This window comes from Sphingomonas psychrotolerans, assembly GCF_002796605.1.
GTDB lineage: Bacteria > Pseudomonadota > Alphaproteobacteria > Sphingomonadales > Sphingomonadaceae > Sphingomonas > Sphingomonas psychrotolerans.
In genome coordinates this window covers 2,483,455-2,495,923 of the sequence record NZ_CP024923.1, presented here as the reverse complement: position 1 = coordinate 2,495,923, position 12,469 = coordinate 2,483,455, and the positions used below count along the sequence as shown (strand labels likewise).

Here is a 12,469-nt window from a genome sequence, read left to right as displayed (position 1 = left end):
ATGTTTGTCGGGCTACGGCCACGGCAAAGGCGCGAACATGCGCCGGCCATCGATGACGCGCAGTACGGTCACCGCAGCTTCCTCGACACGATGCCTGTTTCTGCGTTCGAACACATCCGAAGCGAAATCGTCGCGCGGAGTGCCGCGCGGCGAGTCTGCCACCCTGATGTCGATACGACCCGAAGCGACCTAAGCGGTCTTGTTCACCACGCTTTCGGGCAGATCCTTGCCGAACACTCGCTGATAATATTCGGCGACCTGCGCGCGCTCGGCCTCGTCGCATTTGTTGAGGAATGACAGGCGGAACGCGAAGCCGACATCGCCGAAGATCAACGCATTCTGCGCCCAGGTGATCACCGTGCGGGGGCTCATCACGGTCGAGATGTCGCCGTTGATGAAGCCTTTCCGGGTCAGATCGGCGACGCGAACCATGTTCTCCACGGTCTCCTTGCCGCCCGGCTTGTCATACTCGCCCGACTTGGCGAGCACGATTTGCGCCTCGACCGCGGCGGGGAGATAGTTGAGCGTCACCACCACGTTCCAGCGGTCCATCTGGCCTTGGTTGATCTGCTGGGTGCCGTGATAGAGCCCGCTGGTGTCGCCGAGGCCCACGGTATTCGCGGTCGCGAACAGGCGGAACCACGGGTTCGGGCGGATCACGCGGTTCTGGTCGAGCAGAGTCAGCTTGCCCTCGGTCTCGAGCACGCGCTGGATGACGAACATCACGTCGGGTCGGCCCGCATCATATTCGTCGAAGACGAGCGCCGTCGGGGTCTGCAGCGCCCAGGGGAGCAGGCCCTCGCGGAACTCGGTGACCTGCTGGCCGTCCTTGAGCACGATCGCGTCGCGGCCGATCAGGTCGATGCGGCTGATATGCGCATCGAGGTTGATCCGGATGCACGGCCAGTTGAGCCGTGCCGCCACCTGCTCGATATGAGTCGACTTGCCGGTGCCGTGATAGCCCTGGATCATCACGCGGCGGTTGTGGGCGAAGCCGGCGAGCACCGCGAGCGTGGTGTCGGCATCGAAGACATAAGCGGGATCGAGATCGGGGACGCGCTCGTCGGCCTCGCTGAATGCGGGGCATTCCATATCGATGTCGATGCCGAACACGTCGCGCACCTTCACCGTCTTGTCGGGCGAATCGAGGATTGTCGTCTCGCGACTGTCGGGTTGCGTGTTGGGGATGTCGGCCATCATTGCTTCCTGCAAGAACGCCTGGCGCATTGGTGAAGCGTTTGCCGCACCGCAACGTCAAAGCGCAGGGGGCCTCCGCCTATCAGTCGTTGGAGAAGACGGGAAGACCAAACAGGTCGACGAAGCGCTGGCCGAGTACAATGTCGCCCGCCACCGTCACCCGGCCTTCGCGCATCGAGACGATCAGCGGTGCCGAGCCGTAGAAGGTCGCGGCGAGTTTCGAGGGCTCGCCCGCGAAAATCACTTCGGCCCCGTCGGGGTCACGCCGCTCGATTTCGAGCATCCCGTCGACGATCTTCGCGCGGAACGGATCGCCGCCGATACGGAAGCCGAGATCCGGGGCGAAATCGGGATCCGCACCAGGGTTCATCATCGTACGCAGCGAGAGCATGAAGGCGGTATTGCTCAGGGGCAGCGTCACGTCGTGCGCCGGCGATCCCGCCGCCCAGCGGCTGAGTGCAAAGATCGGCTCCTCCAGCGCGCGGCCCCATTTGGTCAGCTCATAGACCTGCGCGTTGGCGGGGGAGGGCAGGGTGCGGCGCCGCAATATGCCCGCTTTCTCCATCCCTTCGAGCCGCTGGGTCAGGATGTTGGCGCTCAGCCCTTCGAGCGCGCCGCGGATCTCGCCGAAGCGCCGCGGCCCGAGCAGCAACTCGCGCACGATCAGCAAGGCCCAGCGTTCGCCGATCAGGTCCATCGCCAGCGCCGTCCCGCACGCGTCCTTGTACCAGCGGCGCATCTTGCCCAAATCGATGTTAGTTATTTTTTGTGACTTCATAGTTGCTTTTAATAACTCCATCGCGCATCAGGATCAAGAAAGCGATTCGCGACAGCGGACAAGCGGAGGTTGTAGACAATGATCGCCACGATCCTTCCCCCGGCTGAGGTCCTCGCCGCACGTTGCGAGGCGCGCTGGGCGGGTGAAAGCGCCGAATATCGCGCCGCGCGGACGGCTTTGCTTGCCGAGGAGATCGCGCTTCGCCGCCATATCGAGCATGTCGCCGAGCAGCGCCGGGCGCTGCCCGCCGGCCCTGCGGTCACCCGCGACTACAGCTTCGAGGGTCCCGAAGGTGCCGTGACGCTGGCCGAGCTGTTCGGCGACAAGGAGACGCTGGTCGTCTACACCTGGATGTACGGGCCGCAGCGCGAGCGGCCGTGCCCGATGTGCACGTCGCTGCTCTCGGCATGGGAAGGCGAGGCGCTCGACATCCGGCAGCGCGTCGCCCTCGCAGTGACGGCGCGCTCGCCGCTCGACAAGCTCGAAGCCTTTGCTGCCGAGCGCGGCTGGCGCCATCTGCCACTCTATTCGGACGTGAACGGCGATTTCAGTCGCGACTATAACGCGATCACCCCCGAGGGCGACGACATCCCGCAATTGCTGGTGTTCACGCGCCGCGACGGAACGATCCGCTTCTTCTGGGCTGGCGAGATGGACGACAGCACCGCCGATCCCGGCCAGGATCCGCGCGGCGCGCCCGATTTGATGCCGCTCTGGACGATTCTCGACTCCACCCCCGAAGGACGCGGTGCAGACTGGTATCCGTCGCTGACTTACCCCGCAAAATAACCACACTCAGGAGAGACAAGATGCCGCAGATGATCTTCGTGAACCTGCCCGTGAAGGACGTGGCGAAGTCGACCGCCTTCTACGAGGCGATTGGCTGCACCAAGGATCCGCGCTTCAGCAACGAAGTCGCCAGCGCGATGCAGCTTTCGGACGAGATCGTGTTCATGATCCTGTCGCACGACTTCTTCAAAACCTTCACGGCGAAGCCGATCGCCGACGCGCATGCGACCACCGAGGTGCTGATCTGCATCTCGCGCGACAGCCGCGCGGCGGTCGACGCGATCGTCGAGAAGGCGGCGGCGGCGGGCGGCAAAGGCGACGTTCGGGAGAAGCAGGACATGGGCTTCATGTACGGCCGCAGCTTCGAGGATCCCGACGGCCACATCTTCGAGCCGATGTATATGGACATGGAGGCGGCGATGGCGGCGCATGCCGACGGTCCCGCGCACGAACCCGCCTGAGGAGGATGCCATGTCGTTCCAGGGGTATCTGACCAACATCGAGGCCAAGACGGGGAAGAGCCCGGCGGACTTCCGCGCATATGCCGCGTCGAAGGAGTGGCTCGCCGAGGGCAAGCTGCGGCCAGACGTCAAGGCCGGCATGATCGTCGCGGATCTCAAGGAGCAATTCGCGCTCGGCCATGGCCACGCGATGGCGATCGTCGCCTTGCTCAAGGGCATCAAGAAGGAAGGCGACGCCTGAACGTCGCCCGAGGAGAGGAATGATGGCACAGAAGATCACCCCGGTTCTCTGGTTCAACAAGACCGGAGAGGAGGCCGCCAATTTCTACGTCTCGCTGCTGCCCGACAGTCGCGTGGATAAGGTCGCGCGCGCGCCGGGTGACAACCCCAGCGGCAAGGAAGGCGAGGCGATCGTCGTCGAGTTCACGCTTGCCGGACAGACTTATGCGGCGCTCAACGGCGGGCCCAATTTCACGCCGAACGAGAGCGTGTCGTTCCAGATCCTCACCGAGGATCAGGAAGAGACCGACCGGCTGTGGAACGCGATCATCGGCAATGGCGGTGCCGAGAGCATGTGCGGCTGGTGCAAGGACAAATGGGGCTTCTCGTGGCAGATCACGCCGCGCCGCCTGATCGAGCTCGCTTTCGGCGATGATCCCGATCGCGGACGCCGGGCCTTCGAAGCGATGATGACGATGAAGAAGATCGATATCGCGGCGATCGAAGCCGCGGCGAACGCAGGTTGAGGAGGATGCCGATGTCGATCGAGATCAGCGGGTTCAACTGGGTGCCCGATTTCGCGCGCGGCTATGTTCGCGATCTCCGCCCGCGCTGGGCGTGTGAGGAAGTGGGGCTGGCTTATACGATGCGGCTGCTCAGCCCGGTCCCGCCCAAGCCCGCCGCCTATTTCCACGAACAGCCCTGGGGCCAGGTCCCGGTGCTGCACGATAATGACGTCCAATTGTTCGAGAGCGGCGCGATCCTGCTCCATCTCGGCGAGCGCGACGAACGCCTGCTGCCGCGCGAGCCGCAGGCGCGCGCGACTGCGATCGCCTGGCTGTTCGCCGCGCTCAACAGCGTCGAGCCGTGGCTGTTCGAGCTCGCCAATGTCGAGATCTTCTCGGCCGGCGAGGAATGGGCGAAGTTGCGCAAGCCCAGCCTGCTCAAAGACACTGGCAAACGGCTCGACGGACTAATGGAGGCGCTGGGCGGCCGCGAATGGCTGGGCGATGCGTTCAGCGTTGCGGACATCGCGATGGTCACCGTGCTGCGCAACGCCGATCACGCGGACCTGATGTCGAGCCGCCCGCGGCTCGCCGACTATGTCGCGCGGGGCACTGCACGCCCTGCATTCCAGCGCGCGCTCGCCGCGCAACTAGCCGACTTCCGGCCCGAGCCGGTGGCGGCATAATCAAGGAGAGAGACGATGACTTATGTCGATGGTTTCGTAACCCCGGTCCCAACCGCGAACAAGGAAGCCTATCTCGCGCACGCCATCGAGGCTGCCGATCTGTTCCGCAAGCTCGGCGCGACCCGCATGGTCGAGGCCTGGGGCGATGACGTACCCGACGGCAAGCTCAACGATCTCAAGAAGGCGGTGCAGGCCACGCCCGACGAGACCGTGCTGTTCAGCTGGATCGAATATCCTGACAAGGCGACTGGCCTCGCCGCGGGCGAGAAGATGATGAACGATCCACAGGCCGCCGAGATGATGAAGGACATGCCGTTCGACGGCAGCCGGATGATCTTCGCCGGCTTCGATTCGATCGTGGAGCAGGGCGCGCCGGGCGGCATGGGATATCTCGACGGCTACGTCTTGCCTGTCCCCGCGGACAATGAGGATGCCTATCGCGCGATGGCCGAAAAGGCGGCCGGCATTTTCCGGGAATATGGCGCGCTGCGCGTGGTCGAGGCCTGGAGTGAGGATATTCCGGCCGGCAAGGTCACCGACTATAACCGCGCCACGTTGCGCGAAGAGGGTGAGCGCGTGGTCTATTCGTGGGTCGAATGGCCCGACAAGGCGACCCGCGACGCCGCCTGGCCGAAGATGATGGAAGACGAGCGCATGAAGCCCGACGGCGCGATGCCGTTCGACGGCAAGCGCATGATGTGGGGCGGGTTCGCGCCGATCCTCGACCAAAAGCTGGCCTGAGCAGGAGACGGACGATGACCGACCCGCACGGAACCCCGATCTGGTACGAGCTGATCACCGGTGACCCCGATGCCGCCGGCGCCTTCTATCAAAAGGTAGTCGGGTGGCAGGACGGCGGCTGCCCCGGCGCCACGGCCGAGGGCCCGGAGAATTATCACGTCTATCTGGCGCCCGACGGGCAGGGCGTTGCGGGCATGATGAAGACCCCCGAGGGCGCGCCGCCCGAGCCGCGCTGGTTCAGCTATATCGGGGTGGACGATGTCGATGCCGCGGCGGCGAAGATCGCCGCGGCCGGCGGCGGCATCCACATGCCGCCGACCACGATGGAGGGGGTTGGCCGGATGGCGATGGTCGCCGATCCGCAGGGCGTGACCTTCTATGTGATGAAGGGCGCCAGCCCCGAGGCGAGCACCGCGTTCAAGCGCATGGTGCCTGGGCACGGCGAATGGAACGAGCTCCAGACCAGCGACGATCAGGCCGCGCTTGCCTTTTACGGTGAGCAATTCGGCTGGAAGAAGGACGGCGCGATGCCGATGGGCGAGATGGGCGATTACAGCTTTCTCGGCCATGACGGCGGCATGATCGGCGCGGTGATGAAGGTCGCGCCGGGCGAGACGCCGGGGTGGAATTATTTCTTCCGCGTCGGCGATATCGACGGGGCGAAGCAGCGCATCGAGGAGGCCGGCGGCAGCATCAGGCAAGGTCCGATGGAAGTGCCCGGCGGCGATTTCGTCATCTATGCGGCCGATCCGGCCGGTGCGAGGTTCGGCGTGGTGGGGTCGCGCGGCTGATGCTTGAGCTCTACGCGCACCCCTTCTCGTCTTATTGCTGGAAGGTGCTGATCCCGCTCTACGAGAACGCCACGCCGTTCAAATATCGCATCCTCGAGCAGGAGTTTCCCGAGAATGGCGCCGAATTCGGCCGGCTCTGGCCGATCGGCAAATTCCCGCTGCTCGTGGACGACGGCCGGCCGGTAATGGAATCGAGCGTGATCATCGAGCATCTTCAGCGCCATCACCCGGGTCCGGTTACCTTCATCCCGGAGGGCGACGCGGGGCTCGAGGTGCGGATGCTCGACCGCATCTTCGACAACCATGTTATGGGCCAGATGCAGCGCGTGGTCGCCGACGCGCTGCGTGGCCCCGAGCGTCACGACCCCGTGGAAGTCGAGCAGGCCAAGGCGGCGCTGCAGAAGAGCTATGCGTGGCTCGATGGCTGGATGGAGGGGCGCGAATGGGCGGTGGCGGGCGCCTTCTCGCTCGCCGACTGCGCAGCGGCGCCGTCGCTCTTCTACGCCGATTGGGTCGATCCGATCCCCGAGGCGCTGGCCAATTTGGGGGGCTATCGCGCGCGGCTGCTCGCCCGGCCCTCGGTCGCGCGCGCGATCGACGAGGCGCGGCCCTATCGCGCCTATTTCCCGCTGGGCGCCCCCGAGCGAGATTGAGGAGAAAGAAATGCCCGCCAATGACGAAACCCGGGAGCTTTCGGTCGAGAAGCGCATCGACGCGCCGATCGATGCGGTGTGGAAGGCGTGGACCGGTCATCTCGAGGAATGGTGGTGCCCGAGGCCGTGGACCACCGAGTTGATCGAGCGGGATCTCCGCCCGGGCGGCCGTACCGCGATGATCATGCGCGGCCCGAACGGCGAGGAGAATGTGATCGAGGGCGTGACCCTCGAGGTCATTCCCGGCCGCAAGATCGTCTGGACCGATGCCTTCAAACAGGGCTGGGTGCCCAGCGATCCGTTCATGGTCGGCACATGGGAGTTCACGCCGGAGGGCGACAAGACCCTGTACCGGGGAAGCGCCCGCCACTGGTCCGACGAGACCTATGAGCAGCACAAATTGATGGGGTTCGAACTGGGCTGGGGCGTGGCTGCCGATCAGCTCGAAGCGGTGGCGAGGCGGATCGCCGAGACGGTCGATGCGTAAGATCATCGGCGGGGTGTTTCAGTCGCTCGACGGCGTGATGCAGGCGCCGGGCGGGCCGAGCGAGGACTGGACCGGTGGCTTCGCGCTCGGCGGCTGGTCGGCGACCTTCTGGGACGAGGCGATGGGCAACACGATGGATGCGCTGTTCGGCGGCCCGTTCGATTTGCTGCTCGGGCGCAAGACGTGGGAGATTTTCGCGGCGCACTGGCCCTATGTCGGCCCCGACGATCCGATCGGTCCGGCCTTCGACAAGGCCAATAAATATGTGCTGACTCGCGGCGATGCACCGCTCGAATGGCAGAATAGCCATCGCGTCAGCAGCATCGAAGCGGTCGCCGACATCAAGGTGGGCGAAGGACCCGACATCCTGATCCAGGGCAGCACCACGCTCTATCCGGGGCTATTCGCCGCGGGGCTGATCGATCGGCTGTTCGTGATGACCTTCCCCGTCGTGCTCGGCGGCGGCAAACGGCTGTTCGGCGACGGCACGCCATCCTTCGCGCTCAAGCTGATCGAGCAGCAGGTCAGCACCACCGGGGTGACGATCGCGACCTACGAACCGGCTGGCGCGGTGCCGATCGGCAGCTTCCAGATGGCGGAACCGAGCGCCCGCGAGCAGGCGCGGCAGGAACGGATGAAGCGCGAAGGCTAGGCGAAGGCGGGCGCGCTCTTGAGGTGCTGATAGGCGGCGATGACCTCCTGAAGTTTGCCCTCAAAGCCGCGGTCGCCGCCGTTGCGATCGGGGTGGTAGCGGCGGACAAGCTCGGAATAGCGCTTGCGCAGCGCCATCCGGTCGGCATCGATCTCGAGCGCCAGCGCGTGCATCGCATCGCGGTCCTTGCCGGATAGCGGTTTGCCGTCCTTGCGCTCGGCCCGGTCCTTCATGCGATCGCGGAAGCGTGCGTTGATTGCGTCGAGCGGATCGGCGAAGTCGGCCCAGCGCGGCGGCCGGTCGGCGCCGCCGGTGGCGTTGAACGCGCGGGTCTCGCGCTCCCAGCCCGCAAAAGGGCGCTGCGCGTCGTTGATCTCGTCGGGGCTCATGCCCTTGAAGAAATTATAGCCCGAATTGAACGCGCGGACATGATCGAGGCACATCCAGCGGAACGGCGGCGGGCCGTCGCCGGGGCGACCGGTGCCTTCGAGCGGCGGCGCGCGAAACTCGCCTGGCTCGGAACAGCCGGGCTCGGCGCACAACCTCCCCGGCGCCTCCACGCGACCGTGGAACCGGGCATTGGGTCGATCCTTTCTCGGCTGGCTGTCCGCCACGCTATTTCCCTCGAACAAACCGCCTATATAGGCGCGATGACTGACCCTGCCAGCGGCGGACTCGCCGACATCATCACCGCCCGCCTCACCGCCGCGCTCGCACCGACGCAACTCGAGGTGATCAACGACAGCCATCACCATTCCGGCCATCTCGGCGACGACGGCACCGGCGAATCGCACTGGACGGTGGCGGTGGAGAGCGCGGCGTTTGCCGGGCTTTCGCGGGTTCAACGGCAGCGGTTGATCAACAACGCGCTCGCCGATCTATTGGCGGAGCGCATCCACGCATTGGCGATCCGCGCCCGCGCACCCGGAGAGGCATGATGACCGACGATTTGTTCCTCCACACGATCGCGCCGGTCACCCACGATCTCGGCGGCTTCAAGGTGCACCGCACCTTGCCGTCGCGGCCGCGGACGATGGTCGGCCCGTTCATCTTCTTCGACCAGATGGGCCCGGCGCATCTCGACGTGGGCACCGGCATCGACGTGCGCCCGCATCCGCATATCAACCTCGCGACGGTGACCTATCTCTACGCCGGCGCGATCGACCATCGCGATTCGCTCGGCACCTTCGCGACGATCGAGCCCGGCGCGGTCAACCTGATGACCGCGGGGCACGGCATCGTCCATTCGGAGCGCTCGCCTTCGGCCGAGCGTGCGGTCGGCCCTGAATTGTCGGGGATCCAGACGTGGCTCGCGCTTCCCGAGCGCGACGAGGAGCGCGATCCGGCGTTCGAGCATGTCGCCGCGGCGGACCTGCCGGTGGTGCAGTCGGGCGGCGCGACCGCCCGCGTGATCATGGGCGACCTGTGGGGGGCGTCGGCGCCGACCACCAATTATGCCGAGACCATCTATGCCGACATCGTCCTCGAGGCCGGCGCGAGCATACCGATCGATCCGGGTGCCGACGAACGCGCGCTCTATGTCGCGATCGGCGAGGCGAGCCTCGACGGGATGCGGCTGGAGCCGATGACGCTCTATGTGCTGCGCCCGGGTATCGCCGCGACGCTGCGCTCGGAGCAGGGCGGACGCGTGATGCTGTGCGGCGGCGAGGCGTTCACGACGCCGCGCCACGTCTGGTGGAACTTCGTCTCGTCGAGCCGCGACCGGATCAACCAGGCCAGGCAGGACTGGACGGCGGGCAATTTCCCCAAGGTGCCCGGCGACGACAAGGAATGGATCCCGATCCCGGAAGTGCCCAAGACGGTGAGTTATCCGTGACAGCTGTGCAGGTATCTCTTCTCCGTTCGCGCTGAGCTTGTCGAAGCGCCGCTTTTTGCCTTAGCTCTGGAAAAGAAGAACGGCCCTTCGACAAGCTCAGGGCGAACGGGAGGTGGTGATGGCCGGTTTCGATCTTCAGCGCATATCGCTACCCACCGGTGTCGAACTCGACGTCGCCATCGCGGGCGATCCCACCCATCCGCCGATCTTCCTGCTCCACGGCTTCCCTGAATCGCACCGGACGTGGCGGCACCAGATCCCGGATCTGGCGCGCGACCATTATGTGATCGCGCCTGATCAACGCGGCTTTGCGCGCTCGTCCAAGCCCGAAGGGGTCGCGAATTACACGCCGGACAAGCCGGTCGGGGATCTGCTCGCGCTTGCCGACCATCTCGGCATCGAGCATTTCACGCTGGTCGGCCACGATTGGGGCGGGGCGATCGCGTGGATGGCGGCACTGCAAAATCCGCAGCGCATCGCACGACTGATCATCGTCAACGCGCCGCATCCCAAGGTCTTCCAGAAGTCGCTGTTCGACGATCCAGCCCAGCGCAAGGCGAGCCAATATATCACGCGCTTCCGCGATACCGGAATCGACAGGGGGCTGGTCGGCGCGGGGCTGGAGCGCTTCTTCGCCTCGACCTTCGCGCAGCATATCGTCGGCGGGATCGCGGGCGAGGACAAGGCCGCGTATATGGACGAATGGGGCCAGCATGGCGCGATGACGGCGATGCTCAACTGGTATCGCGCCTCCGCCATCGCCGTGCCCGCGCCGGGCGAGGATGCGCAGCGACCGGTCTGGCTCGACGCGCCGTTTCCGCCGATGACCCAGCCGACGCTGGTGATCTGGGGGATGAAGGATTTCGCATTGCTGCCGGTGCAACTGGAGCTGGACGAGCTGGTGCCCGATCTGACCATCACCCGCATCGAGGATGGCGGGCATTTCGTGCCGTGGGAGAAGCCCGAAGCCGTGACCGCGGCGATTCGCGACTGGCTGAAGCAAGGCGGCCAGGGCGACCGGGGGTAGCCCGAAATGCAGTCTCCTCCCCAGTTTTGACTCTTTTCACGGAAACGCGCGCAATCTCGTAAGATTATTGCGCGGTGGATCGACGAGTCAAAGAGCGGCCGGTGGGATTCCGACGCGAAATGCAAGCAGGCGAAATCCTACATTGCAAGGCCGAAACCGTCAGCGCTTGCTGCGCATGCCCGGCGTCTTCTTGACGGCGTCGTCGTCCAGCAGGCGGCGATAGCCGTCGCCCTGCGGATCGAGCAGCGCGATCCGGCCCTCGGAGTCGTGGTGGATGCCCCAGCCGAACTGCTTGACCAGTGGCGAGGCGCGCAGACAGGCCTGGGGCCTGGCGAAGAAGTCCTCGCGGCTCTTGTCACCGCCGCGCGCGCGGTGGGTTTCGTGGAGCAGGTCGTCGCTGGTCATCGCATAGGGCCGGGCGAGCAGCGCGTGCTGGACCGTGGCGATGGTGCCGGGCTTTTCGGGGATCGTGCCTTCGGACACAGGGCAATCCGCGGATACCGTGATCAGCGTGTCGCGATAATTGGTCGTGTGCATCTCAATAAGCTCGCATCACATAGGGCCGGGTCTCGTACGGCGGTTCGAGCGCCTCGACCCAGGCGCCGTGCGCGTGGGTGAGGGCGACGAGTTGCATCGGCGTGTCCCCCGGCCAGCCGCGGACACGAATCTCATGGCGGTGGAGGTCGCGATTGGGCTCCATCATCACCCAGCCGAGCGGGCGTTCGGGCGTCGCGCGCGCGCCGGCGGCGGTCATCGCATCGGCGATGCGGCGCTGGGTGGCGTCGGGCAGATATTGCCAGACGACCGAGTGCATCAGCACGCGTGTCACGCCCTCGGGCTGCGGCTCGGCGAGGCGCGCCTCGACCCAGTCGGCGGCGTCGCCCTGCACCAGATCGACGCCCTCGGCGCGGACCATCGCGATGGTGTTTTCGAGCCGGGCCTGGCGCTCGGCATTGTCGACCCAGCAATAAGCCTGCAGCCGTTCGGCATCGCGGTCGCCCGACAAATCGAGCGGCTGGATGTCGACACCGCGCGCCGAGATGATCCCGACCGGCGCATCCGGCGGCGGCGGGCCGCGCCATTCGGGCTTGATTGCGACCGGCGAATCGGCGGGGCCGGGGCGGACACCGGCCAGATCGAAGCGATAGCGGCCGATCAGCAGGTTGAGCCCCGCGCTCGATCCGATTTCGAGAACTTCGAATTGGGGGCCGTAGCGTGCGGCGAGATGGAGGATGCCGGTCATCAGACCGGCCGAGCGCCCGGCCTCGTTGGTCTGGGGCGGACCATCGAGCCAGGGGAGCAACTCGGCATCGTGCGTGACGAACACGTCGTGCAGGATCGCGGCGACCTCCGCCTCGTCGGTCACCGCGCCGCTGAACGCTGGCGCGATCTCGGGAACGCCGCGGCGGTATAGCGCGTGGAGCCCGCCGATCAGCCGCAGCACCAGCGCGTCGGCCACCGGCTCGCCGGGCCAGTCGAGCACGCGGCGCCCGGTCGCGCTGTCGCGGGTGAGGCTGGGGCCGAGGACGGTGGCGATCCGCGTGGTGATCGGCGCGGCCATCGCGGCGCAATAGCCGGCCTGGATCGCGAAGCTGTCGCGGTTGGTCTGTTCGCCGGCCATGATCCCCCCTTAGCAAGGCTTTGT

19 protein-coding genes are annotated in these 12,469 nt (G+C 66.0%); 13 read left to right on the top strand and 6 right to left on the bottom strand.

What is annotated here, in order from left to right:
• Positions 1 to 12: 12 nt before the first annotated feature.
• From CVN68_RS23165 to CVN68_RS11360, 3 genes are all read right to left on the bottom strand, one after another.
• Positions 13 to 162, bottom strand: coding sequence for a hypothetical protein (locus CVN68_RS23165; protein ID WP_158298834.1), 150 nt, complete (start codon positions 160 to 162; stop codon positions 13 to 15).
• A 27-nt stretch (positions 163 to 189) separates the two neighbouring features.
• A complete protein-coding gene (gene cobS / locus CVN68_RS11365; protein ID WP_100284360.1) occupies positions 190 to 1,197 on the bottom strand; it encodes a cobaltochelatase subunit CobS in 1,008 nt (335 codons plus the stop codon).
• Positions 1,198 to 1,279: 82 nt separating this feature from the next.
• Positions 1,280 to 1,975, bottom strand: a complete 696-nt coding sequence (locus CVN68_RS11360) for a winged helix-turn-helix transcriptional regulator (RefSeq protein ID WP_100282305.1) — start codon at positions 1,973 to 1,975, stop codon at positions 1,280 to 1,282.
• A gap of 78 nt (positions 1,976 to 2,053) precedes the next feature.
• On the opposite strand from CVN68_RS11360, the gene CVN68_RS11355 reads away from it, so the two are divergent.
• From CVN68_RS11355 to CVN68_RS11310, 10 genes are read left to right on the top strand one after another with little or no spacing between them, the layout of a single operon-like run.
• The gene (locus CVN68_RS11355) at positions 2,054 to 2,764 is read left to right on the top strand and encodes a DUF899 family protein (protein WP_100282304.1); all 711 of its coding nucleotides are present in this window, start codon (positions 2,054 to 2,056) and stop codon (positions 2,762 to 2,764) included.
• Positions 2,765 to 2,784: 20 nt separating this feature from the next.
• Positions 2,785 to 3,225: a VOC family protein gene (locus tag CVN68_RS11350; RefSeq protein WP_100282303.1), complete on the top strand. Its 441-nt coding sequence runs from the start codon at positions 2,785 to 2,787 to the stop codon at positions 3,223 to 3,225.
• Between the two features lie 10 nt (positions 3,226 to 3,235).
• The gene (locus CVN68_RS11345; RefSeq protein WP_100284359.1) at positions 3,236 to 3,466 is read left to right on the top strand and encodes a DUF4287 domain-containing protein; all 231 of its coding nucleotides are present in this window, start codon (positions 3,236 to 3,238) and stop codon (positions 3,464 to 3,466) included.
• Between the two features lie 22 nt (positions 3,467 to 3,488).
• Positions 3,489 to 3,971, top strand: a complete 483-nt coding sequence (locus CVN68_RS11340; protein WP_100284358.1) for a VOC family protein — start codon at positions 3,489 to 3,491, stop codon at positions 3,969 to 3,971.
• A gap of 11 nt (positions 3,972 to 3,982) precedes the next feature.
• Positions 3,983 to 4,636: a glutathione S-transferase family protein gene (locus tag CVN68_RS11335; protein ID WP_324869646.1), complete on the top strand. Its 654-nt coding sequence runs from the start codon at positions 3,983 to 3,985 to the stop codon at positions 4,634 to 4,636.
• 15 nt (positions 4,637 to 4,651) lie between these two features.
• Positions 4,652 to 5,377 (top strand): DUF1428 domain-containing protein, encoded by a 726-nt coding sequence (locus CVN68_RS24520; protein WP_100282301.1) that lies wholly within the window; start codon positions 4,652 to 4,654, stop codon positions 5,375 to 5,377.
• A gap of 14 nt (positions 5,378 to 5,391) precedes the next feature.
• Positions 5,392 to 6,168 (top strand): VOC family protein, encoded by a 777-nt coding sequence (locus tag CVN68_RS11325; RefSeq protein ID WP_100282300.1) that lies wholly within the window; start codon positions 5,392 to 5,394, stop codon positions 6,166 to 6,168.
• Positions 6,168 to 6,821, top strand: coding sequence for a glutathione S-transferase family protein (locus CVN68_RS11320; protein WP_100282299.1), 654 nt, complete (start codon positions 6,168 to 6,170; stop codon positions 6,819 to 6,821). The genes CVN68_RS11325 and CVN68_RS11320 overlap by 1 nt, the downstream gene beginning before the upstream one ends.
• A 10-nt stretch (positions 6,822 to 6,831) precedes the next feature.
• The gene (locus CVN68_RS11315) at positions 6,832 to 7,308 is read left to right on the top strand and encodes an SRPBCC domain-containing protein (protein WP_100282298.1); all 477 of its coding nucleotides are present in this window, start codon (positions 6,832 to 6,834) and stop codon (positions 7,306 to 7,308) included.
• Positions 7,301 to 7,960: a dihydrofolate reductase family protein gene (locus CVN68_RS11310; RefSeq protein ID WP_100282297.1), complete on the top strand. Its 660-nt coding sequence runs from the start codon at positions 7,301 to 7,303 to the stop codon at positions 7,958 to 7,960. Before CVN68_RS11315 ends, CVN68_RS11310 begins: the two co-directional genes overlap by 8 nt.
• On the opposite strand, the gene CVN68_RS11305 is transcribed toward CVN68_RS11310, so the two are convergent.
• Positions 7,957 to 8,574 (bottom strand): J domain-containing protein, encoded by a 618-nt coding sequence (locus CVN68_RS11305; protein ID WP_233503306.1) that lies wholly within the window; start codon positions 8,572 to 8,574, stop codon positions 7,957 to 7,959. The genes CVN68_RS11310 and CVN68_RS11305 overlap by 4 nt on opposite strands.
• Positions 8,575 to 8,610: 36 nt before the next feature.
• Between CVN68_RS11305 and CVN68_RS11300 the strand changes: the two genes are divergently transcribed.
• The 3 genes from CVN68_RS11300 to CVN68_RS11290 all read left to right on the top strand — a co-directional run bounded on the left by CVN68_RS11300 (position 8,611) and on the right by CVN68_RS11290 (position 10,824).
• Positions 8,611 to 8,898 carry a BolA family protein gene (locus CVN68_RS11300; protein WP_100282295.1) on the top strand — a complete coding sequence of 96 codons (288 nt, stop codon included), beginning with the start codon at positions 8,611 to 8,613 and terminating at the stop codon, positions 8,896 to 8,898.
• Positions 8,895 to 9,797, top strand: coding sequence for a pirin family protein (locus CVN68_RS11295; protein WP_100282294.1), 903 nt, complete (start codon positions 8,895 to 8,897; stop codon positions 9,795 to 9,797). Before CVN68_RS11300 ends, CVN68_RS11295 begins: the two co-directional genes overlap by 4 nt.
• 118 nt (positions 9,798 to 9,915) lie before the next feature.
• Positions 9,916 to 10,824, top strand: coding sequence for an alpha/beta fold hydrolase (locus CVN68_RS11290; protein ID WP_100282293.1), 909 nt, complete (start codon positions 9,916 to 9,918; stop codon positions 10,822 to 10,824).
• Positions 10,825 to 10,983: 159 nt separating this feature from the next.
• On the opposite strand, the gene CVN68_RS11285 is transcribed toward CVN68_RS11290, so the two are convergent.
• Entirely contained in the window at positions 10,984 to 11,361 is a 378-nt protein-coding gene (locus CVN68_RS11285) for a DUF6157 family protein (RefSeq protein ID WP_100282292.1), read from the bottom strand.
• Between the two features lies 1 nt (position 11,362).
• Positions 11,363 to 12,445 carry a DUF2332 domain-containing protein gene (locus CVN68_RS11280; RefSeq protein ID WP_100282291.1) on the bottom strand — a complete coding sequence of 361 codons (1,083 nt, stop codon included), beginning with the start codon at positions 12,443 to 12,445 and terminating at the stop codon, positions 11,363 to 11,365.
• Positions 12,446 to 12,469 lie beyond the last annotated feature (24 nt).